Below are 21786 nucleotides of genomic sequence, written 5' to 3'. Positions count from 1 at the left end.
TCGAATAAACTTAGTACGAAGCAATGACCAAGAAGCCAGAACCCAACAGTGTCACCATCGCGGGAATACCATCCTTCCACGTATCGAATCTCAAATGAAAGTAAATTGCCCCTAGTGAAGTACTCGCTAATATCAAACCTCCCATCATTTGCGTATGTTCAGGTGCTAAACCAACCAAAGCACTGAGCAACAATACAGCTCCAGTAAACTCAACCATGCCAACTAGAAACATGATCACTCGGTTTAATCCATAGCTTTTAAAAAAACCAAGTTGGATTTCAAACACTTTACGCTGCCAAGCAAGTGTCTTGATTGAGCTTGCCAATAAAAAGAACACCACCAGTAATACACTCACCACTGAAATCATATTGCCACCTTTCTTAAGAGTTATTAACGTCAGTGGGATTATTTAACCATTCATAAATCGAGCGATAAATGCTAATTTTATGATAGTTGAGATTCCAATTTGGAATGGTTGAGTTTAGATAGCAGACATAAGGTAAGTGGAATGGATAAAATTGAGTGTATTCGTATCTTCGTGGAAACTGCGCAGCTAAATAGTTTTACTGCTACTGCCAATAAGCTCGATATGACACAAAGTGCCGTCAGTAAAAAGATTGCGTGGTTAGAAAGTGATTTAGGAATGACGTTGTTTCAGCGAAACAGTCGCAAAGTATCCCTAACCCATGCAGGTAAAGACTACCTCACTTATTGTGTCCGCTTCCTAGAAGAAATGTCCGCAATAGAAAGTCAGCTCAAGCGAGAAACTGAGTCCGTAGAAGGTGAATTAAAAATATCCGCTCCAAGTGCCTTTTCAACCATATTACTCAGTGAACCGCTTCAAGCATTCATTGAACAACACCCGGGGATACGGATTAATCTCAGTGTTGACGACCGTATCGTTAATCTCAATGAACACAATATTGATGTCGCCATCCGCGCATCACAGCTGAAAGACTCAGGGCTAAAAGCACGCTTGCTGTTTAATAACAAAGTTCACTACTTCGCATCACCCGCATACCTAGAGAAACACGGAGCACCGCAACAGCCTCAAGAATTACTCAAACACCAGTGCTTGACCTATTCACTGATGACGCCTGCGAATGAGTGGCGTTTTACCGACAAGAGCCACAAAGCCATCAGTATTAAAGTAAATCAAATATTCACTTCAGACAGCCCAGAAATGCTGCTTAAGATGTCCCGTCAAGGTTTAGGTATTGTCGCTTTGCCGAATTGGATGGGTAAAGAGTTTGTAGAGAAAGGGGAATTAATACGGTTGTTGGCAGATTGGAGTAATGACCAGCTACCAATGTACGCGGTGTATCATGCGAGCGACTATTTGCCCCAAAGAATCCGAGTGTTTATCGATTTTCTTGCGGAGTATTTGAGTTCAAGAAATAGTTAAAGCTCTAAGAACAGCTAGAGCTCAACTGAGATCGATAGCTAAGATAAAGTCCTAGCCCATTACATCCTTGCGCTGATCAACGCATTCATAAGAGCCCATTTCGAACTCACGACAGATCCATGGTCGGTTTTCGTAGATAGTACACATCAGTGTTTCTCTATCCACCGCAGAACACCAGCCGTCATCTAAGCGCTTCATGGTTTCACCGCCCCATTCATCGTAAGCGATGTGCTCTTCAGGTACGCCCGTATCTGTGATGATCATAACCTCTAAGCGACAACAGCATGCCTGACAATTGGCACAGGTTACTTCGGGCTCAGTTACGTTCTTTATCTCTATCGTCATAAGTGACTACACTGCTAAATTTTGCGTATAGTAATCGAAACCGCCCGCTACGGCTAATAAAGATAGTGCGGCGCGGTGTTTTCATTGATGTAGAAATAACAAAGGGCGCTGTGATTCACTCACAACACCCATAATATTTCGACTTTTCAGCGCGGCTTATCGCCACAAGCTCTATTTAGAATAGGCTTGCGAAGAACAGCTTAACGTAGTCCATTAAACGTTTGAACAAACCGCCCTGCTCAACCGCTTCCAGAGCGATCAAAGGCTGAGTTTGAACATCTTCACCATCAACGGTGTAATGAACCACACCTAGAGTTTGACCTTCTGCAATTGGCGCTTTCAGTTCAGAGTTAAGCTCGATAGATGCAGTCAGCTTTTTACTGTCCGACTTAGGCAGCGTAATGAATGTGTCTTCTGCCACACCTAGTTTCAATGTGTCTTGCTCACCAAACCATACCTTCTCTTCAGCCACTTGATCGCCGCCTTTGTGCGGGTTTAGTGTATCGAAGAAACGGAAACCATAGCTCAACAGCTGTTTGCTGTCTGATTCACGGCTCTTAACGCTTGATGCGCCCATCACAACCGCGATAAGTCTCATCTCACCTTGTGTCGCTGAACTCGCCAAACTGTAGCCAGCACCAGAGGTGTAGCCCGTTTTCATGCCATCAACGGTTAAGCTTCTATCACGCAACAAGCCATTACGGTTGTGCTGTGTGATGCCGTTGTAACTGAAAGAGCGTTCGCTGTATAAGCCATACACATCCGGTAAATCACGAATAATGGCACGACCGAGTAGCGCGATATCATAAGGAGTCGAATAGAGATCGTCAGCGTCTAAACCATGTGCATTGGCAAAATGGGTGTTTTCTAGCTTCAGAGAGGTCGCCCAAGAGTTCATCAGGTCGACGAATGCATCTTGCGAGCCCGCAACGTGTTCCGCAATCGCAACACTCGCATCGTTACCGGATTGAATAATCAAACCACGATAAAGGTCCATCATTGCTACATCAGTGTTTACTTCGATGAACATTTTTGAGGAGTCTGGGAAGTTCTTCGCCCACGCATTTTCACTGATTCGTACCTGATCATCAGCAGAAATGTTGCCTCGCTTCATCTCTTGACCTGCCACATAGCTGGTCATCAGTTTGGTCAAGCTCGCTGGGTTTAACTTAGTGTGTGCGTTTTTTTCTACCAGCACATCACCAGAATTAAAATCAATTAACACATACCCTTTTGCGCCTAGGCTAGGTGGGCTCGGTACTATAGAAGGTGCTGCGATAGCTGCATTACTTACCATCGCTGCGTTACTTACAATGAATATACTTAATAGAGGGAGAGAGTATTTGGAAAACAGTTTCATTGAATCAAACCTAAGTTAACGTTTTGAGCAGTATAGACAAATGCTAGCAAAAGAAGCGCGAACTTTACGTTGCTTTACGTATTTGTACCATTCGTTACAAATAAAAAAGTATAATCTGCGATCTGACCATATTTTCAACAACTAATATTGACTCAACAAATACATCTAACGCCTAATTCTATCGCTCAGGCATACGTCTAAATAACATTTCAACAAAGCCAGTAATACGCTGTTTGCTCTCGCTTGGCTCTAAATCAGGTTGGATGCCTGATTGTGCTAATGCTTGCCATTGTACGACCTCAGAGTTAGGTACGAAAAACGCAATGTACAACGATCCTTTCTCCGCAACTTTACCTTCACCATCGTAAAATGGCACACCAGTAGATAGCTTAATCGCATCGAAGATTGATTCATCGTTCAGTTCCGATTCTTCCGCTAATCCAAAGCCTACAACAACATCGCCGACACCATCCTGTTTTAACTGGTAACCTTTACTTGAGAGCTGTTCTTGAATCGAATCACGCACCAAATCGGTCACCACGGTTTCATCGTATTTTTGAGAAAGGTAAACCTTTTCTGATTCAGGGTGCCAAGAGTACGTCATCACGCCGTGTTTCATAAAATCAAAGTCACCGCTAGTGACCACACCATAATTGTGCGAGGGTGGTATTTCTTGCGTGGTGCATGCGGTCAGCCCAATAGCCATCAAAGCCAATAGTGCTGCTTTTGTTATGCTTTTTGTTGCACAAATGGATCGCTTTATCATTCGAGGCTTCCTTACCTATATAAGAATAACTATCAATTTAACCTCCAACATAAATAGTAATTATGTTAATAGAAAGGTCATTAAACGTTTGCGTAATCGCTAACCTTCACTTCTGTCCGTTTTGGGGGTTTAATCACAAAAACAGAGTTGGTATAGTTCATCCCGTTAAACAAAACCAGACCATTCGAGGCACGGAGCTTCCTCAATCATCTCATGAAGAGAAGAATTGGTACCGACAAAGTATCGGCAAATTTAAGAGGGTCAAACAATGGAATTCAATATGGTTGAAATTTTAGGTTACGCTGCGTCTATTATGGTCGCAATTTCATTAACAATGAAAGATATCGTTCGTCTGCGTGTCCTTAACTTTATTGGCTGTGCACTCTTCACAGCATACGGCATCATGATTGACGCATGGCCAGTTGCAGCCACCAACGGCTTTATCGCTTGTGTAAACATCTACTTCCTTGCAAAAATGCAAAAGGAAAAAAAAACGGAAGCGATGAAAGCAGCGAAAGCTTAAATTAGCGATTAGCCTTTCAAATAATTCTGAAAAAGCCCAAATAGAGCGATCTATTTGGGCTTTTTTGTGTTTGTCGTTCTCAAGAGCTCGATTTGTGTGCACAACACTTTTCAATTCAATGAGACTTTCAACCGATCACATGTAAGCAACGTGATATTCGTTCTCTCGATACGCTTGAGTGTTGTTGCGCCCGCTCTCTTTTGCTTGATAAAGCGCTTTGTCGGCTTTATCGATAGCGGTTTCAATATCAGTCAGTGCTTGAGTATGGCAACAACCAGCGCTGATTGTTACTGGCGACACCAAGCCTTGAAGTTGCTCAACACATAACCGTAACGCCTCTGATAACTCGAATAACTCATGTTCATCACAATCAAACGTCACCAAAATAAACTCTTCACCGCCATAGCGTGCAATCAAACGACGACGGTTAACAAATCTCTTAAGTGACTTTGCGACCGCACAGATAACTCGATCGCCTTGAGCGTGACCATATTGATCGTTGACCCGTTTGAAATGGTCAATATCAAGCAAGATAACGCCGACATTCGTTATTGGATAAGGTGAATTCTGAGTAATTTTCAGTTTTAGCTGCTCGATAAAACTCCGTCGGCTGGGAAGCCCAGTAAGGTAATCTAGGCTTGCCACATCCAAGATTTTAAGATGACGATGCCGCAGGTAAAGCACCAACACGACAATAATGCTCAACAAACTTACAACCAAAGCCATCAAACTAATAAACAACAGGCTATGATTCCGATTAAGCTCTTGCTCTAAGATACCTGCAGAAATGACCCAATTAAGATAAGGGTAAAACTTATAGAAGATGTTTTTGTTGGTCGTGCCACTATCACTGGAAATCGAGTAACTGAAGTGACCTTCTGGTTTGGTTGCAATGCGATCAATAAGCAGTTCAGACGAGTAACCTATTAAGGATTTCAATGACTTATGTTCATAATCCGGATGAAGCACTAAGTTACCTTGCAGATCGACAATGTACACATATCCGCTATCACCAAACGCGTACTTTCTAAGTTTGTCTTTTAAACCTTCAAGATCGACCAAATACATCAGTTCTTCTTTATAGGTCGTCGCAACCAAAGTGTTGCCACTCGGGAGCCTCATCGAATAGGCGACTTTGGCTCTACGGCTTATTTCATGAGGATTAGCGTGAAAGTACTCGATCATGCCAGAGTCAATAGTGAGCTGTTTTTGGATATGAGTAAGATGTCCGCGCTTCTTACCTTGCAAGAATGGATGATAAAGGTGGACGCCTTGTGGTGACATCAAATAGATATAACCCGATTGTCCAATGTGCAATTCACGGGCAATTTGGCTTACCTGTTCAACTTCTTGTTCTGGCGTGGTATGCCATACATGAGACGCAACGGTATCCGTAATTCCTTTAAGATATGTCTTTATCGCCTCATTAACTGTGGTGTCGACAATATCGTAACTCGCGTTCACAATCGTACGAAAAAACAGTTGGTTAGATTCCAACAATGACCTTTCAGTTCGATTAAATTGAAAGGCAGAAAGAATCATCGACACGACGGCGAGCGCAATTGAAAAATTAAGAATGTATTTACGTCTGACTTTCAAGATTACCCCGTAGATTTATAATTTCAGGTAACGCTGTGACTTCTCTTATATACAGACTGTTTTATATCATGTTTTTGTTTTTTACTGAACGAGTGTCGATATTTTTAAGGGTTTCTATACGCAATCTGTGACTTATAACAAAAACGCCGAACTGGATTCAGTTCGGCGTTTTGATTTTACGTTTAAATTGATGACTTTATTTATACTAAAGCCCTGATAAATTGACTTAAAAGCATCAAATTAAGAACAAACCTGAGTCCAGCTACCATCGCTACCCGGTTCAGAACTTGTCCACCAGTTTGCTTGGTAAACACTACCGTTGTGAACCACTTGGTCTCCTGTGTTTGCATGGCTTGGGTTACCCGCCCAATCTTTCTGAGGTAAGTCTGGGTAAACCGCTAAACCAGCTGTATCACATGTACCAGGGTTGGTGCCGCCATCGCCAGGGTTACCGCCACCTGAACTGATATCACCTAATGGTAGATCTGGCTGCTCGAAGCTAAACGCGTAATCAACGCCACCGACATTCACCGCGTAGTTAGCAGGGCCTGAGATTGGTAAGTAATACACCATATCTAGCTCATACACACCGCCAGCAGGAAGCTCTTCCCATGTCGGCAAAGTAAACGCTACTCGGTGCATGGTTCCATCTAATCCACCGATGTTATCCGCACGAGTATGACCTGAAGCAATCACCGTCAAACCACCACCCGATTGATCTTTTGCATTATCAGGCGCAGACACAGGAATATCGAATTGGAACTCGGTACCGCCCGGAAGTGCTTGCCCTGTGTTGTTTGTAAACGTGATCTTAGGGTTAATTGGGTAGTTTTGGTCACCAACTTTGAAGCCACCAACCGATACCGAAATATCTAATGCTTCTGTTGGAATAGCACCCGTCGCTACCTTGTTTCCATATGGAGTCGCAGACTTAAACTTATCGTAGATAGCTTTCGTCATGGTGTTACCCATGTGGAACTCACCGTTACCGCTATTACACGCTTGTTCAGTTGTATCGATAGACGTTCGATTGCCATTCGCATCGAGTACATAACAGTTGTAATCCCCTGCTAGTTCCCAGAACATGATGCCGCCGATCTCTTTGTCGATAACGTAGTCCGCTTTCACGTCGATAGACTGTTTATCTTCCGTCGAAAGGAATACACCCTTCTCTGCGTTCCACAACCAAGGCGCAACCGCCACGCTGTCATAGTTTCTCGTGTAAGTGCCCGTTAGAACATCTGAAGGATCATTCACTGGATCAAGCTTGTAAGCGTCAGCATAAGAACCCCAAATACCTTTCTCTAGGTTCTTCGCGTGCCACATTGGGTTAGAACCCGCGCCCATTTCGTTACCTTTTGGATCGGTATCATGCCACATGTTATCGATACCAATAGCGCCATGGCCACAGTTGTTTTTCTCGCCTTCACCCGTACCCGCTGAACATTCAGATTGGTTTGGCAGTGCTGCTCGGCCCCAAAGACCATTCTCACCACCCGTTACGCCTTGCCAACCACGAGTGTAGTAAGGCACACCAATGTTAATACGGCCTGCTGGCATAGAACCACGGAAGTAATGGTAAGCCCAATCCGTGTTCAGATAACCAATACCACCGTAAGCCGCCGTGCCGTAAACGTTCCACTGTGCTAGCTCTGAATCTTTACCTGTATCAAACAAGGCTGCGTTATGACCTACGTGATCGTTCCACGCACCATGAAGGTCGTAAGACATGATGTTCACGTAATCGAGGTACTTAGTCACATCGAATGTTTCCATACCGCGTAATAGGTAACCAGAAGAAGGCGCCGCGATCGTTAACATGTAGTGATTGCCATCTTGCGCAGAGGCAGCATCGAGCTTCTCACGTAGCACTTTCATCAACACTTGGTACGAAGCCCATAGGTATTGACGACGTGGTTCCATGAAGTCTTTGTCGTAAGGGTTACCAGCACCTGCCATTGAGGTTGGGTATTCGTAATCGATATCCAGACCATCGAACTGGTACTTACGCAACATTTCAACAGCGGAAGTTGCGAATGTTTCGATACCTTGATGATTTATTGATCCATCGGCATTGGTTGTCATTGTGTAGAAACCGCCATCAGCCACTCGACTGCCGTCAGTCGCGAAGTGACCACCGGTCTCTGCCCAACCACCGATTGAAATTAGCGTTTTCACGCCATGTTTTTTCTTCGCTGTCGCTAATGCACCAAAGTGACCTTTGAAGCCCAATGCAGGGTCAACTTCAACGCCCGGCCACTCTTTGCCAACCGCTGCGTTTTCAGGATCATTCACATCACCGACGTTTACTTTGCCGTCTGAGCCGATGCTCACAAACGCGTAGTTAATGTGTGTGAGTTGTTCCCAAGGGATGTCATTTACTAAGTAAGCGGCTTGTGGGTCATCCCCTGCACGCCAACTTGTGAAGTAACCAATGACACGACGTGGGTGATCCGCGCCCATTTTCTCACGACCTTCATCATCGTAAATCGTACAGTAAGGAACATCGACACCTTGAGTTTGATATAAGCCATCAGGGCGACATGTGCTCACTGTTGGAGCGCCATTCACAGTCAACGATGCCAACGCAGAATCTGCAGTCGCACCTTGGTCGTCTGTTGCTTTCGCGTAAACCGCTAAAGAACCCGCTTGAGTCGTTGTGTAATCTAACGTGTAAGGGCTCGTTGCTGCTGTACCCACAAGAGCACCCGCTACGTAGAAATCAACCTTATCAACCGTGCCATCGCTATCTGCTGCCGTTGCTGTCAGTGTGACTACACCACCAACATCAACAGATGTCACTGAAAGTGCAACTGAAACTGTCGGTGCTTCATTCCCTGGTTGTGCTGAATCAACAGAAACAGAAACCGCACTTGCAACACTTGCTGCGCCTTCATTATCCGTTGCAACAACAGAAACCTGATGATTACCCGACGTTGCAGCCCAAGTCGCTTCGAAAGGTGCCGCTGTGACTACCGCAACTGATGTGCCATCAACAAAGAACTCAACCGAAGCCACACTGCCATCAGAATCTAGTGCTGTTGCACTCAATACAACATTATCGCCTTCAGTAATCACGTCAGAAGCAGAGGGTGCCGTTAATGAAGCCGTTGGTACTTCATTTGGCGTACCGCCACCTCCGTCGCCGCTACACACATCGATTTTCTTCCATTGTGCGTAGTCGCCTTCAAATTGGCTTGGGTTGTTATTTTGATTCCAGTAATTTGCCGTATAAGCACTGCCGTCATGTGAAACCTGATCACCACCTGTGTATACAGTGGCAGAGTCCCACGTTTCTAACGTTGAGCAATCCACAGCCGCATAGCTGTTGAACGCCATTAAGCATGACGCGGTGAGCGTACTGAGTGTAAAAACCTTCTTGGCCACTCTTCCTTGATTTAGGTGCATGTTAGCTATCCCTTAAGTTGTTGTTTCAAGATGTTTAATTTAAATGGGACTTTCCTCACCACTTAAATCTCTTCGCAAAACAACTGTAGGTAACAGCGCCAATTTAACACCTAAAATATTCAGTATTTATAAAATGACTCGCATTAATTTGTTTATAGCATGCAATAAGTCGACACTTATTTTGCACCAACAACTAATATTAATTTATTTCGGAAAGCTAAAAAATAACGTCTCAAAAATCAGAAATGTGATTTGGATTCGAGAAAAAAATTCGTATCAAAACTAGCCAAAAAGTAGTGATTTAAAAGCGATTTGGGATTCTTTTGGGAATTCGCCCACTTTTTGATAACAAATGTGTTAGTATCGGCGGCTTTTTTGACGAACCTCACATTTCTATGCAAGTGTGGGAGAAATACATAGGCTTGAAAGAGCCAAATATAGCGAAGAAATAATGTCCAACTTGACGCAAGTCGCCAACGAAAACATCAACGCAGAATCTACTTCTATCGATTTCAATAAAGCTCAATCTTTGGGTGAAAAACTGGAACTCGGAAACCCAGTCTTTTGGCTTAGTGGCAGTTTTTTAACCCTCTTTGTCATCCTAGCCTTCACCAACACCTCCGTGTTGTCCGAACTTGTAAACATCGGCTTTAGTTATTCAACTAAATGGTTCGGTGCTTTCTGGCAAGTCCTACTACTTCTCAACTTCATTATCGGTTTAGTGCTTGCACTAGGTCGCACCGGCCACGTTCGCTTAGGAACGCTTGCCCTACCTGAAATGACCACCTTTAAATGGATGTCTATCGTCCTATGTACGCTGCTAGCCGGCGGTGGTGTGTTCTGGGCAGCGGCAGAACCTATTGCTCACTTTGTTTCGGCTCCGCCACTGTATGGCAACGCTGATCCACAAGCGATGGCGTTTAACGCCCTATCACAATCTTTCATGCACTGGGGTTTCCTTGCATGGGCAATCTTAGGTGGTTTGTCTTCTATCGTGTTAATGCACCTGCATTACGACAAAGGCCTTCCTCTTAAGCCTCGTACTCTGCTTTACCCAGTACTAGGCGACAAAGCAATTAATAGCTGGATTGGTAACGTAGTCGACGCATGCAGCATCGTGGCCGTAGCCGCAGGTACTATCGGCCCTATCGGCTTCCTTGGCCTACAAATCAGCTACGCGCTAAGCGAACTGTTTGGCATTTCAGACAGCTTTGCAACTCAAAGTGTTGTTATTATCTTTGCTATCGCAATGTACACGCTTTCTGCTTTGAGCGGCGTGAACAAAGGTATCCAACTAGTAAGCCGTTACAACATCATCTTGTCTGTGTGTCTAATCGGCTACATCCTTCTTGTTGGCCCAACGAGCTTCATCGTTGATGGCTACCTGCAAGGTATGGGCGAAATGGTTGATAACTTCATCCCAATGGCGCTATACCGCCAAGATACAGCATGGCTAGGTGGCTGGACTGTATTCTTTTGGGGTTGGTTCTTAGGCTATGGCCCAATGATGGCTATCTTCATTGCTCGTATCTCACGTGGCCGTACTATTCGCCAAATGATCGTTTCTATCAGCATCGTTGCACCGCTTGTAACATGTTTCTGGTTCAGCATCGTTGGTGGTAGTGGTTTAGCGTTTGAACTAGAGAACCCAGGTGTGATTTCTAGTGCGTTCGAAGGCTTCAACCTTCCGGCGGTTCTTCTAGCAATTACCGCGCAACTGCCGTTCCCAGCTCTGATTGCAATTCTGTTCCTGATCCTGACGACCACGTTCATCGTGACAACAGGTGACTCAATGACTTACACCATCAGTGTAGTAATGACGGGCACGACAGAGCCGAACGCAGCCGTACGTACCTTCTGGGGTATCATCATGGGTGCGGTAGCAATTGCACTTATCTCAATGGGCTCTGGCGGCATCTCCGCTCTACAGTCGTTCATTGTAATCACAGCGGTTCCGGTATCGTTTATCTTACTGCCGTGTCTATGGCACGCGCCGAAGATCGCGAAGCAGATGGCAAGAGATCAAGGTCTCGCTTAATGCATAATCCGATTTAGTTTCGGATAACGTAGAACACTAAAAAGCCACTCAAGTGATTCACCTGAGTGGCTTTGTTTTATCTGCTCGCTGTCTAATTGATTGGCTGATTAGCGTTTATATCGACGAAGCTTATTTCTACCGATAGTTCGCCTTATTGAAACTTTTCACCCGCAGCAACCATGAATGACATTTCAACCAATAGTTCAGGGTTAGCAAGCTCTGCTTTCACGCATGCACGGCTTGGCGCACAGCCTTCAGGGAACCACGCTTCCCAAACTTCATTTAGTGCATCAAAGTTAGCGAAATCCGTTAGGTAAATAGTCACCGACAATACGCGAGATTTGTCGCTGTCTACCAAACTCATCATTTCTTCAGCTTGTTCGAAGATTTGCTGAACCTGACTCTTAATTCGTGCTGTTGTATCCGTCTCTGCCACTTCCACAAAGCTTGCGATACCGTTAAAAACAGTTACATCAGACCAACGTTTGGTCGGGTTAATTCTATGAATTTTCACTGGTTATACTCTTCTTATAATTAGGGTGAACATCAGCGTAATCTAATCCAAATTCCTAATATTGAAAACAAAAATTGGTAAGCTCGCGGCACCTTTTGAACAGCACTATCGCTTCCCCATTGCTTTGGTTCTCAACATCACTAGCCTTTAAGTTCCTATCGAGACAATAAGTCGTTACCTATTAAGTTTTTAGATAAATATATTAAGTATTATTCACAGCGCGAAATTTAATCTGAGCTCTTGCGGTCATATTCAGGGATTTTATTAAATGGAGTACTTTTATGCATGTTCAAACCTATGATTTAAAACAGAGTAATGTGGGATACAACCTAGGCGTGATTGGCGTAGCATTGGTGTTAGCTTGGATTGGTATTTATAAGTTTACGCCAACCGAAGCGATGCTCATTGAACCGCTAATCGCAAATCATCCTGCAATGAACTGGCTTTACAATCTGTTCTCAGTCCAAGCTGTGTCTAACATGGTGGGTGGCGCGGAGATCATTGTCGCGATTGGACTGATCGTTGGATTTAAGAAACCGACAGTAGCTTTCTACTCAGGCATTGCTGCAGCGGCTATCTTTGTTGTGACACTCAGCTTTCTAATTACAACGCCAAACGCTTGGAAAGTATCGGATGGCATCTTAGTCACTAACTTCTTTTTAGTGAAAGACATCCTGTTTTTAGCGATCGCAATTAGCGTAATCGAACGTAATAAACCTCAGAAGTAACCGTAACGTAAACCTTTAAATAAAAAGGCTCGAAGCTGGCTAGAAGGACGCTGCCAGCTTCTGATGTATAAGGTTTTACTTGGTAATACCATCGTGATTAAAGCACTGTCTCGTTACTAAGCCCCATTTTTCGTCCTGATACTGGTCTTCAACGTAGTTGCCTGAAGTGTAGTCATTGACCACCTCTCTCCAGAATTTAACTGCATGCTCTGCACCTAGTACTTGCTTGATCTCCCAACTGCCCTTTAGATGTTCAAACAGTTCAGAAATAAACTGTTTTCCTACTTTATTTTTTCGAAAATAAGGCACTACATAGAAGTCGCAAATCTCAAACTCGTTTGGCGCTTTGGTTTCAATGGCGGTTAACGCGGCAGGAACTCCATCAATGTAGAGTAAGTAACCCGTAACGGTATCACCAAGCGTCGGGTAGATCTCAAACAAGCCGTACTCGTCTGGTTTATCTCCAATGATCTTTGAAAACTCGGCCGCATACCCCTGATACAAATTCGCGTATACCTGTTGATTACCGCTATAGACGGTCACAATGTTCATAAGCAACTCTCTATTCTAACAATCACTATTGATGCCATATATTATGAATCATCAACAGCTAGTTTGTCTCTTTTAACCTATGATAAGTCCCTTAACTTCTTAGCCGGATTACCTGCGTAAATACCTTTTTCGGTAATGTCTTTCGTCACTACACTTCCCGCGCCAATCACCGCCCCTTCACAAATGCTGATAGACAACACTGTCGCATTGGAACCAATGGTAACGTTATTTGCGATAACAGTGCGTCCCCAATTGTCTGGGTTTGGATCTGGTTTGCCCTCTTTGAACAAGTCATTCGCAAACATCACGCCGTGGCCAACAAAGCAGTCACTGCCAATAGTCACATACTCGCAAATAAAAGTATGAGATTGAATCTTAGTTCTTGCGCCTATCACGGTGTGCTTTTGAACCTCAACAAAGGGGCCAACGAATACATCATCTTTAAGCTCACAGCCATAAACGTTACTTGGCTCGATGATAGTGACATTCTCGCCACAGGTAATATCAGTAATCTGTGCCTTTAACACTCTTGGACTTGCCATATTTCCTCTCAACATTAGCGTCACAACTCAACCTAAGCGATTGTGTCGTAAGTATTTAAGTACAAGCAAGTCGGAATAGAGAGAGTCGGCTATGGATCAAAGATTCTGCATAAATTAAAACAGTGCTACCAACACAACTGACAACAACACCCCGCCAATAAAACTCGGGGCGTGGAAAGGCCGAGATCGAGATTTAACGTACTCTTTCTGAAGGTCTTCTTGGTAAGTTTTAACGGCAAGTTCTTTTACGTAGTTATTTTGCATAATAAGCTCCTTCTCATTGGGTCAGAGAAGCTTAAGACTTGAAGTTAGGTTGAGGTAAAGCAAAAAATCAGATTAATTGAACACTTTATTTTTGTTACTCAAGAATCACCCTAAAAATATCGTTATTCACGCCGCCAACATCTACTAACTCTCCAGGTTTCATTAGAAGCGAGGTGTTCAGCTGTCGTGTTGAACGTGGCTCTTTTGTTTCTCGAATCACTAACATATCGACAAAATAGCCTGAGTCTTGCTTTGATATTGAGCCTGAAAACGTAACGCTTTCAACCCTATCGGCGAGGACTGAATTGAATGTTTTATCCTCTAAAACACCCGCAGAGATAGATGTATCACCATAAAATAGCGTAATGGTTGTTGGGTCGGGTACCAACTCTTGATTGGACGTACACCCTATTAGGGTAAGACATAGCAGTAAAATGGCTCGAAATTGCATAAACGGGTTTCTTTATTACGTTAAGCGTCTGTTTTTCATATTAAAACACTTCAACCTTATAAATACCATGTTTACGGGATAAGCTTAGGTGTGTCGATTCGATGAACTTGAGTAATGAGGTGAACGGATCAGATCTCGGCCTGTTGAATTTGCTCCCTATTTGGAAGCTAAACCGAGATCTGAACGATATTATCGAGAAGGGTTCATTTGATTTAAGCAACAACGTCTTGTGGAGGGGTCCCTTCACAGTTAGAAACGACAGCATCAATTTGTACTAAAGCATTCATTGGGATTTCTGAAACCCCTACTACCGTTCTTGCAGGCAACTCAGCATTAAAGAATGTGGTGTAGATTTCGTTTACCGCATCAATATCTGAAATATCTTTAAGTTGAATATTAATTTTCACCGTATCGTCCATGCTATGGTCAACGCTTTCAATTATCGCCTTAATATTGTTCAGCTTGTTCTTTTACCCCACCAGCAACAATTTCATTTGTTTTCGGATCTAAAGGTAATTGTCCTGAAATATGATTGTAGTGAGAGAAAGCAACAGTATGCGAATAAGGCATAAATGATGCAGCATCGGTATTATTGGCTTCTATTACCAGTAAACGAGTGTCTTCAGATAATTGTGGCGGTGTACCGTCGCCATGTGAAACGGATGTATCAATTTGAATTAAAGCACCCATTGGTAATTCAGCGGCATTAACAACGGTACGAGCAGGAACATAGCTAGGGAAGAATTTAGCACATACTTCATTTACCACTTCCGCGTCTGCGATATTTTTTAGGTAGATAGTCGTTTTAACCACATCATTCATGACATGACCGATACTTTCTAAAATAGCTTTGATGTTTGATAGACATTGCGCAGTTTGCGCTTCGATACCACCATAAACCAACTCACCAGTGGCTACATCTATAGGCAACTGAGCTGAAAGATTGTTGTAGTGAGAAAAAGCCGCAGTCTGCGTGGACACAGCACTTTGAGGCGCATTATCCGTATTTCTTGATACCTTAATTAGCGCGCAAGGTGCTTGTGGTTTAGTGCCTTCACCGTTAGAAATGAGAGCATCCATTTGAACTAACGCATCGCTGTTTGGCAGCGCAGCGACACCCACGACAGTGCGTGTTGGCAGGCTGTTGTGGAAGAAGCTTTTGTAAACTTCATCAATAGCATCGATATCAGAAATATTCTTAACGAAAACATGAATCTTCACGACATCATCCATAACGTGGTCGATGCTTTCAACAATCGCTTTAATATTATTCAAACATTGTTCGGCCTGATCTTTAATATCACCGATGACTATTTCACCCGTTTTAGGGTCAATCGGAAGTTGAGCAGAAAAGTTATTATAATGAGAAAAAGCGACCGTTTGTGTAGATACAGAATTAATTGGTGCGTTTTCAGTGTTTCTTGAAATTTTAATGATATCGCTACTCATCGGTATTATCCTTTTAATAAAATAGGCATACGTATTTATATTTAACAATCGTATTTGGAAGAATGATTAAAGTAGCGCCATGTTAGTTTAATTGTTTTAGGAGAAACGTGATAACCGTCAGGCTATCACTTGACTATAAATCAGCACGTTACAGAATAATTAGTCACAACACGACTAATTATCCGCAATATGAACGCTAACCGAGCAATAAATTCTTTCTATTTTCAGATATATTCAACAATCATGAATACTCTCTCAGATAGACTGAGGAATAATTTTAGTAATTTAGAAAGAATTTGATAGGCCGTTCACACTAAAGTTCTTAAAAAGCACTTATTGACTGTATTGTTTGATTTTTATTCTTATATACGTGCATAAAGTCTTAACCTAAATAACTAATTATTTTAGAGCGCTTTTAATATATAAATACATTAATAATAAATTAGAAATTCAAATACCAACATACTGAAATTACCTACAATTCAATACATTTGCTCATCTTGATTAACAAGGGAGTGATATTCTCATAAGTTGTCCCTTTTCTAAGCCTGCTCTCTCAAAAACAGCCTGAGTAAATAGCTCATAGCTGAAACATGTTATGCATCAGACAAATAACTCTTATGTTTCAAGGTCATTATCCAACATATGCCCACCAAGATAGTATGCACACAACATGAAGATAACTTATCGCTTCATTACGTTTAAATCTATTTGTCGACCTCGAAGAGAGTTCAATATCAATGATTAAACGAATTTGTTTGGTCAACTTGAGGATTAGAAAGTGAACAAAAGAACGAAACTGTTAGGCCTGAGCCTAGTTATGACCTCCCTCTCTGCTCTTGCTGGTAGTGGCTACATCACAGACCCAACCACTCACATTTCATTCAATTACGACAACGTGACGCTTGAGGTTGCTCAGCAAGAACTTGCAACATGCCAAGGTGTTGCTGAGTCAACGCTGACAGCACCTACAGAAACCAAGAAAGGAAGCGGCGTAAAAGGCGCAGCGAAAGGGGCGGCGGCTGGCGCTGCTGTTGGCGCTATCTCTGGTGGCTCTGGATCTGACGCGGCCAAGACTGGTGCGGCGATTGGTGTGGTATCCGGTAGAGTTAGCGGCCGACGAGCAGGCGCTCAGGCCGCAGAAGATAACAAAGCCATGTATGCGACGGTGTTGAGAAACTGCATGATTGATAAGAAATACAACGCCCTGAACTAAGGAGATTCGGCAATGACAAAGCGCATTAAAACAAGAGTGATAGCTGCCCTATTAGCAGGATTTTCAGCTCCCTCTATGGCTGATATTGCGTTCGGCTTGGGGTATCAGGAGGGAGATAAACTCTCATCTCAATACGTCGACCTGATGTTTCGTGGTGACCTATTTGAGATTGGTGGTGAGTACCAGCACAGAAAGCGTGATGACCAACTAGAAGACTACGACCAAAACGCGATCAGTGAAGGCATGGCGTTTGTTAAGGTAGGCGCAGGTTACAGCTTCCCGCTTAAACGCATCACGGTTCGCCCTTATTATAATTTCGGCATAGGTGGCGCTCAGCTCAGCGACGAGGTTAATGACGCGGCCAACCCTGACGCAACCTATTTCAACGCCCTCGGTGTATCGACTAAATGGAAGTTTGCAGAGCTAAAAATGGAGTGGAGAAACTACCAAGTGGACAGCGGCGAGTCAGAGGGTGAGGATCTACCTTATGACATTGATGAGGATACGTTTAACGTCTCTATTGGTATGGCATTTTAGCGACTGATTTTATGGGGCTAAACAAACTCGTTAGAGCAGTGAAGCCTTCTACTTCCTCTCCCGCCAATCAACAATATACAGAACTAAACCGCTCTTGGAGTAGTATTGAAGTGGCGCTTAAATTCGCGACTGAATTGGGATGGGCTAGAATAGCCGACTCGACGTGCAGCATCGCTGATTCGCAGGCCTTCTAGTTGAATCAGCTCTTTGGCTTTGTTGAGCCTGACCTTCTTCAAATATTGAAGTGGTGACTCAAACGTCACATTACGGAATGCATTGTGAAAGGCAGACACACTCATGTTGGCTTCGTCAGCAAGCGATTGAACGGTGATGGTTTGGTCGTACTCTTCATGCACTTTTGACAGCGCTTTGGCAACACGTGCGTAATGGCCATCATGATGTGCTAAATCAAACAGCACACGCCCTTCTGAACCGGTTAATGCGCGGTAGACAATCTCTGTCACCATGGCATCGCCCAAGATGTTGGCTTCAATGTCGCAATGCAGCGTTTTCACCAACCGGGTAAAGCTCTCTAGCATTTGCTCTTCCATCGGCGTCGATTCTAAGCCACTCGAGTTCTGTTTATGCTTGTTGCAGTAGCTCTCTAAGAAGCCTTGGTCTTCGAGCTTTTTTACTAAGCTATGCAAGCGTTGAGAATCAATGCTAATCGACAAGCCAAGCAATGGTTCACCATTAACAGGCAAGGCTTCGCACTCTAACGGCATTGGCACACCTACCACAAGATAATCACCCGCAGCGTAAGTCACTGGCCTTTCGCCAATGTAGATGTTCTTTTTGCCCTGTCCGAGCATGATAATGCCAGACTGGTAAGTAAATGGCTGACGCTGATTCCCACCACTGCTTCTATACAACCACACACCGCCAATTTCAGTTTCTCTGATCCCTTCGAGATCATCCCAACCTTTGTGTTCTACATAAGACTGTAATAACTGAGCGAGTGTTTTCATAAGTGGCGACTTTCCATTCCAAGTGCTAAGAGTAAGTAAGCTAAAGCAGAGGAAGAATATCAAGTTTGTAGAAATAGGCAATTTATTTGGAGGAACAGCTCTTCATTGACCTAGATTACTGTACTAATATGCAAATATAGAAATTGAGCAATAAACCAAAATAACAAATTTCGCTTTACACAAGGAATCTCTGATGCAATTTACTTACGTTAACCCTACTGTTATCCATTTCGGCCAAGGCCAAATCAACGCTATCAGCCAAGCGGTTGATACTTCGAAGAAAGTACTGGTCATCTATGGTGGCGGTTCAATCAAGAGCAACGGTGTTTACGACCAAGTTGTAGAATCTTTGAAAGATCACTCTTGGATTGAGTTCTCTGGCGTCGAAGCAAACCCTACAAAAGAGACGCTAGACAAAGCAGTCGCTCTTGTTAAAGAAGAAAACGTAGAGTTCATTATCGCGGTTGGCGGTGGTTCAGTAATCGACGGTTCTAAATACGTTGCTGCAGCGGCTAAATACGACGGCGACGGTTGGGATATCCTAACGGGCAAACACCAAGTAACTGAAGCGACGCCAATCGGCGCGGTACTGACTCTTCCTGCGACAGGTTCTGAATCTAACATGGGCGCGGTAATCACGCGTAAAGCGACTCAAGAGAAGCTTGCTTTCCTTAACCCTGCAGTACAGCCTAAGTTTGCAGTTATGGACCCAGATGTAATGAAGTCTCTACCGGAACGCCAACTGATCAACGGTTTAGTTGATGCGTGGGTTCACGTATGTGAGCAATACATCACGATGCCAACAGACGCTATGGTTCAAGACGGTTACGCGGAAACACTGCTTAAGAACCTACTTGTCCTGGGTAAGCAATACGACGAGCGTGACAACGATGCATGGCGTGCAAACCTAATGTGGACAGCAAACCAAGCGCTTAACGGCCTGATTGGTACGGGTGTTCCTCAAGATTGGGCAACACACATGATTGGCCACGAATTCACTGCACTATGGCACGTAGACCACGCACGTTCGCTTGCGATTGTTCAACCTTCGCTACTTCGTAACCAAATCGAAGCAAAACGTGGCAAGCTAGAGCAAATGGGTCGTAACGTATTTGGCCTAGAAGCGGGTGCTGATTTAGCAGAGCGCACAATCGCTGCAATCGAAGCCTTCTACCACAGCCTAGACGTAGCAACCATGTTCGACGGCTACGAAACAAACAAAGCAACGGCGATTGACAATGTTGTCGCTCAACTTGAATCACACGGCTACCTACAACTTGGCGAGAACCAAGCAATCACGCCAGAGAAAACACGTGAGATTCTAGAGTCTGCGATTCACTAAGAATCGGGAAAAAGAAAGAAAACAAAGATAGTGGTCATACAAAGATGAATTTTCACATCTGACTGAACCCATTACTTTTTTCTTTCGTACAACAGAAGCAGCGTTCATTTTGGGCGCTGCTTTTTAATTTGCCCTACAAGATGCTATTAAATTCTCATAAGTCCCTAATTTTATGTGCAATCATATTTCTATATTGTTAAGGTAAACCTGTGTCTTTACTAGGTATGAACAACGATTTGAACAATCTCAAGGAAATGGTTAAGTTTAAGTCACTTAACAAGTGGTATGGTGATTTTCATGCCCTGAAGGATATCGATTTAAATATTGAACAAGGAGAGATAGTGGTGATTTGCGGGCCGTCAGGTTCGGGTAAATCAACCTTGATCCGTTGCATCAATCAGCTAGAACCTTTCGAAAGTGGCGAACTTTCCGTGCTAGAACAAGTACTTCCGAGTAAGTTCAACACACCAGGCCAAGTCGGAATGGTGTTTCAGCACTTTCATTTATTCCCCCATCTTACCGTGCTTGAGAACCTAACTCTTTCTCCAATTCGTACGCTGAAAAAAAGCAAACAAGAAGCCGAAAAGATAGCAATGCACTATCTCGAGCGCGTGCACATTGCAGAACAAGCCAACAAATACCCAGTGCAACTTTCTGGCGGCCAGCAACAACGTGTGGCTATCGCCCGTTCTCTGTGTATGAAGCCGGAATTACTCTTATTCGATGAACCCACTTCAGCGCTTGATCCGGAGATGATCAACGAAGTGCTCGATGTGATGGTTGAACTGGCGAGCGAAGGCATCACCATGGTGTGTGTGACCCACGAAATGGGCTTTGCAAAACAAGTGGCCGATCGCGTTATCTTCATGGATGAAGGACAAATTGTGGAATCGAATACTCCACAAGCGCTCTTTGAAAACCCTCAACATGAACGTACTCAAACGTTCCTAAATCAGATCCTGACTTATTGATGTTGATTCGAATTATTAAACCCGCCCTTTCCGCTCTAATACAAATAGTTGTACTGGTGGCCGCTGTTGTTTGGATTCTCGATTCTGGCGCACAAACCATGGGATACAGCTGGCAATGGGAGCGCGTGCCGGACTATATTGCTTTCTATGAAGATGGCGAATGGTGGCCTGCAGAGTTAGTCGAAGGGTTGTTGGTTACTATCAATATCTCTCTGATTTCTTTGGTCGCGACGCTGTTCATCGGCTTAACGACAGCGCTATTGAGAAACTCAAATTCTGTGGTTGGACGCACCTTAGCCACCAGCTATGTTGAGTTGATTCGTAACACGCCGTTATTAGTACAAATTTATTTACTCTATTTTGTGTTTGGCCCCGTGTTAGGGCTGGATCGTTTTAGCACTGCCGTTTTAGCCTTGGCACTTTTCCAAGGTGCTTACACCGCCGAAATCTTCCGTGCTGGTTTAAATGGTATTGCGAGAGGACAATTTGAAGCAGCTCAATCTTTGGGCTTATCAAAGACCTATACTTACTGGGATGTGATTCTTCCTCAGGTGGTGCAACGCACCTTGCCACCTTTGACTAATGAAGTGATCTCTCTTATCAAAAACTCTTCGATTGTGAGTGTCATGGCTATCTTTGACCTAACAACCGAAGCCAGAAACATCGTTTCTGAAACCGCGATGCCATTTGAGATTTGGTTCTCTGTGGCAATCATTTACCTTGCACTTACACTTTCACTTTCTGCCGTTGCAGCTTGGCTTGAGCATAAGCTCGGAGCTAACTGGCGAACACAATAAGGATTTATCAG

The 21786-nt window shown here is 43.7% G+C and carries 21 protein-coding genes and 1 pseudogene; 9 read left to right on the top strand and 13 right to left on the bottom strand.

Annotation, left to right across the window (positions count from 1 at the left end; translation table 11 throughout):
• Window positions 1–10: 10 nt before the first annotated feature.
• Window positions 11–391 (bottom strand): DoxX family protein, encoded by a 381-nt coding sequence (locus HRQ85_RS05265; RefSeq protein ID WP_172379345.1) that lies wholly within the window; start codon window positions 389–391, stop codon window positions 11–13.
• Window positions 392–508: 117 nt separating this feature from the next.
• Here HRQ85_RS05265 and HRQ85_RS05260 point away from each other — a divergent pair, with 117 nt between their 5' ends.
• Window positions 509–1405: a LysR family transcriptional regulator gene (locus HRQ85_RS05260; protein ID WP_172378928.1), complete on the top strand. Its 897-nt coding sequence runs from the start codon at window positions 509–511 to the stop codon at window positions 1403–1405.
• A 51-nt stretch (window positions 1406–1456) separates the two neighbouring features.
• Here HRQ85_RS05260 and HRQ85_RS05255 read toward each other — a convergent pair whose 3' ends face one another.
• The 3 genes from HRQ85_RS05255 to HRQ85_RS05245 form a co-directional block, all read right to left on the bottom strand.
• Window positions 1457–1750: a YkgJ family cysteine cluster protein gene (locus tag HRQ85_RS05255; RefSeq protein ID WP_081090056.1), complete on the bottom strand. Its 294-nt coding sequence runs from the start codon at window positions 1748–1750 to the stop codon at window positions 1457–1459.
• A gap of 175 nt (window positions 1751–1925) precedes the next feature.
• Window positions 1926–3110 carry a D-alanyl-D-alanine carboxypeptidase family protein gene (locus tag HRQ85_RS05250; RefSeq protein WP_048606313.1) on the bottom strand — a complete coding sequence of 395 codons (1185 nt, stop codon included), beginning with the start codon at window positions 3108–3110 and terminating at the stop codon, window positions 1926–1928.
• 178 nt (window positions 3111–3288) lie between these two features.
• Entirely contained in the window at window positions 3289–3876 is a 588-nt protein-coding gene (locus tag HRQ85_RS05245; protein ID WP_050634262.1) for a DUF4136 domain-containing protein, read from the bottom strand.
• Between the two features lie 268 nt (window positions 3877–4144).
• On the opposite strand from HRQ85_RS05245, the gene HRQ85_RS05240 reads away from it, so the two are divergent.
• Window positions 4145–4399, top strand: coding sequence for a YgjV family protein (locus HRQ85_RS05240; protein ID WP_017068159.1), 255 nt, complete (start codon window positions 4145–4147; stop codon window positions 4397–4399).
• A 135-nt stretch (window positions 4400–4534) separates the two neighbouring features.
• Here HRQ85_RS05240 and HRQ85_RS05235 read toward each other — a convergent pair whose 3' ends face one another.
• Both HRQ85_RS05235 and HRQ85_RS05230 read right to left on the bottom strand, forming a co-directional pair.
• Window positions 4535–5998 (bottom strand): sensor domain-containing diguanylate cyclase, encoded by a 1464-nt coding sequence (locus HRQ85_RS05235; RefSeq protein ID WP_172378927.1) that lies wholly within the window; start codon window positions 5996–5998, stop codon window positions 4535–4537.
• A 240-nt stretch (window positions 5999–6238) separates the two neighbouring features.
• Window positions 6239–9406 (bottom strand): chitinase C-terminal domain-containing protein, encoded by a 3168-nt coding sequence (locus tag HRQ85_RS05230; protein ID WP_172378926.1) that lies wholly within the window; start codon window positions 9404–9406, stop codon window positions 6239–6241.
• A 451-nt stretch (window positions 9407–9857) separates the two neighbouring features.
• Here HRQ85_RS05230 and HRQ85_RS05225 point away from each other — a divergent pair, with 451 nt between their 5' ends.
• Complete coding sequence (locus HRQ85_RS05225) at window positions 9858–11444, top strand: BCCT family transporter (RefSeq protein WP_172378925.1); 1587 nt, start codon at window positions 9858–9860, stop codon at window positions 11442–11444.
• Between the two features lie 151 nt (window positions 11445–11595).
• Here HRQ85_RS05225 and HRQ85_RS05220 read toward each other — a convergent pair whose 3' ends face one another.
• Window positions 11596–11958: a RidA family protein gene (locus HRQ85_RS05220; RefSeq protein ID WP_172378924.1), complete on the bottom strand. Its 363-nt coding sequence runs from the start codon at window positions 11956–11958 to the stop codon at window positions 11596–11598.
• A gap of 281 nt (window positions 11959–12239) precedes the next feature.
• Here HRQ85_RS05220 and HRQ85_RS05215 point away from each other — a divergent pair, with 281 nt between their 5' ends.
• Entirely contained in the window at window positions 12240–12686 is a 447-nt protein-coding gene (locus HRQ85_RS05215) for a DUF417 family protein (protein WP_017108085.1), read from the top strand.
• A gap of 75 nt (window positions 12687–12761) precedes the next feature.
• Here HRQ85_RS05215 and HRQ85_RS05210 read toward each other — a convergent pair whose 3' ends face one another.
• The 5 genes and pseudogenes from HRQ85_RS05210 to HRQ85_RS05190 form a co-directional block, all read right to left on the bottom strand.
• Window positions 12762–13238, bottom strand: coding sequence for a GNAT family N-acetyltransferase (locus HRQ85_RS05210; RefSeq protein ID WP_052878581.1), 477 nt, complete (start codon window positions 13236–13238; stop codon window positions 12762–12764).
• Between the two features lie 77 nt (window positions 13239–13315).
• On the bottom strand, window positions 13316–13780 hold the full coding sequence (locus tag HRQ85_RS05205) for an acyltransferase (RefSeq protein WP_060981195.1): 465 nt from the start codon (window positions 13778–13780) through the stop codon (window positions 13316–13318).
• 114 nt (window positions 13781–13894) lie between these two features.
• Entirely contained in the window at window positions 13895–14044 is a 150-nt protein-coding gene (locus HRQ85_RS05200; protein ID WP_172378923.1) for a hypothetical protein, read from the bottom strand.
• A 94-nt stretch (window positions 14045–14138) separates the two neighbouring features.
• A complete protein-coding gene (locus tag HRQ85_RS05195; RefSeq protein ID WP_172378922.1) occupies window positions 14139–14495 on the bottom strand; it encodes a hypothetical protein in 357 nt (118 codons plus the stop codon).
• Window positions 14496–14707: 212 nt separating this feature from the next.
• Window positions 14708–15944: pseudogene (locus HRQ85_RS05190) on the bottom strand (RidA family protein).
• A 781-nt stretch (window positions 15945–16725) separates the two neighbouring features.
• Between HRQ85_RS05190 and HRQ85_RS05185 the strand changes: the two are divergent.
• A complete protein-coding gene (locus tag HRQ85_RS05185; RefSeq protein ID WP_172378921.1) occupies window positions 16726–17160 on the top strand; it encodes a hypothetical protein in 435 nt (144 codons plus the stop codon).
• 12 nt (window positions 17161–17172) lie between these two features.
• Window positions 17173–17697, top strand: a complete 525-nt coding sequence (locus HRQ85_RS05180) for a hypothetical protein (protein WP_172378920.1) — start codon at window positions 17173–17175, stop codon at window positions 17695–17697.
• 83 nt (window positions 17698–17780) lie between these two features.
• Here the strand turns inward: HRQ85_RS05180 and HRQ85_RS05175 are convergent, their stop codons facing one another.
• Window positions 17781–18665: an AraC family transcriptional regulator gene (locus tag HRQ85_RS05175; RefSeq protein WP_108093106.1), complete on the bottom strand. Its 885-nt coding sequence runs from the start codon at window positions 18663–18665 to the stop codon at window positions 17781–17783.
• A gap of 193 nt (window positions 18666–18858) precedes the next feature.
• Here HRQ85_RS05175 and HRQ85_RS05170 point away from each other — a divergent pair, with 193 nt between their 5' ends.
• The 3 genes from HRQ85_RS05170 (at window position 18859) to HRQ85_RS05160 (ending at window position 21775) form a co-directional block, all read left to right on the top strand.
• Window positions 18859–20007, top strand: coding sequence for an iron-containing alcohol dehydrogenase (locus tag HRQ85_RS05170; RefSeq protein WP_048615371.1), 1149 nt, complete (start codon window positions 18859–18861; stop codon window positions 20005–20007).
• Window positions 20008–20231: 224 nt separating this feature from the next.
• Window positions 20232–20978, top strand: coding sequence for an amino acid ABC transporter ATP-binding protein (locus HRQ85_RS05165; protein ID WP_050644212.1), 747 nt, complete (start codon window positions 20232–20234; stop codon window positions 20976–20978).
• A complete protein-coding gene (locus HRQ85_RS05160; RefSeq protein ID WP_081230535.1) occupies window positions 20978–21775 on the top strand; it encodes an amino acid ABC transporter permease in 798 nt (265 codons plus the stop codon). The genes HRQ85_RS05165 and HRQ85_RS05160 overlap by 1 nt, the downstream gene beginning before the upstream one ends.
• Window positions 21776–21786: the final 11 nt, after the last annotated feature.

Origin of the sequence: Vibrio sp. Vb339 (assembly GCF_902751245.1) — a bacterium.
Taxonomy (GTDB): Bacteria; Pseudomonadota; Gammaproteobacteria; order Enterobacterales; family Vibrionaceae; genus Vibrio; species Vibrio coralliirubri.
Note: the sequence above shows the minus strand (reverse complement) of the source record. Positions and strands in the feature narration are given on the sequence as shown.

Bases quoted from the DNA above. Each gene is read 5' to 3' on its own strand.
- HRQ85_RS05205 (WP_060981195.1), bottom strand. From the start codon at position 13,780: ATGGCAAGTCCAAGAGTGTTAAAGGCACAGATTACTGATATTACCTGT.
- HRQ85_RS05195 (WP_172378922.1), bottom strand. From the start codon at position 14,495: ATGCAATTTCGAGCCATTTTACTGCTATGTCTTACCCTAATAGGGTGT.
- HRQ85_RS05175 (WP_108093106.1), bottom strand. From the start codon at position 18,665: ATGAAAACACTCGCTCAGTTATTACAGTCTTATGTAGAACACAAAGGT.
- HRQ85_RS05210 (WP_052878581.1), bottom strand. From the start codon at position 13,238: ATGAACATTGTGACCGTCTATAGCGGTAATCAACAGGTATACGCGAAT.
- HRQ85_RS05170 (WP_048615371.1), top strand. From the start codon at position 18,859: ATGCAATTTACTTACGTTAACCCTACTGTTATCCATTTCGGCCAAGGC.
- HRQ85_RS05215 (WP_017108085.1), top strand. From the start codon at position 12,240: ATGCATGTTCAAACCTATGATTTAAAACAGAGTAATGTGGGATACAAC.
- HRQ85_RS05230 (WP_172378926.1), bottom strand. From the start codon at position 9,406: ATGCACCTAAATCAAGGAAGAGTGGCCAAGAAGGTTTTTACACTCAGT.
- HRQ85_RS05250 (WP_048606313.1), bottom strand. From the start codon at position 3,110: ATGAAACTGTTTTCCAAATACTCTCTCCCTCTATTAAGTATATTCATT.
- HRQ85_RS05240 (WP_017068159.1), top strand. From the start codon at position 4,145: ATGGAATTCAATATGGTTGAAATTTTAGGTTACGCTGCGTCTATTATG.
- HRQ85_RS05255 (WP_081090056.1), bottom strand. From the start codon at position 1,750: ATGACGATAGAGATAAAGAACGTAACTGAGCCCGAAGTAACCTGTGCC.
- HRQ85_RS05245 (WP_050634262.1), bottom strand. From the start codon at position 3,876: ATGATAAAGCGATCCATTTGTGCAACAAAAAGCATAACAAAAGCAGCA.
- HRQ85_RS05200 (WP_172378923.1), bottom strand. From the start codon at position 14,044: ATGCAAAATAACTACGTAAAAGAACTTGCCGTTAAAACTTACCAAGAA.
- HRQ85_RS05225 (WP_172378925.1), top strand. From the start codon at position 9,858: ATGTCCAACTTGACGCAAGTCGCCAACGAAAACATCAACGCAGAATCT.
- HRQ85_RS05180 (WP_172378920.1), top strand. From the start codon at position 17,173: ATGACAAAGCGCATTAAAACAAGAGTGATAGCTGCCCTATTAGCAGGA.
- HRQ85_RS05165 (WP_050644212.1), top strand. From the start codon at position 20,232: ATGAACAACGATTTGAACAATCTCAAGGAAATGGTTAAGTTTAAGTCA.
- HRQ85_RS05160 (WP_081230535.1), top strand. From the start codon at position 20,978: ATGTTGATTCGAATTATTAAACCCGCCCTTTCCGCTCTAATACAAATA.
- HRQ85_RS05260 (WP_172378928.1), top strand. From the start codon at position 509: ATGGATAAAATTGAGTGTATTCGTATCTTCGTGGAAACTGCGCAGCTA.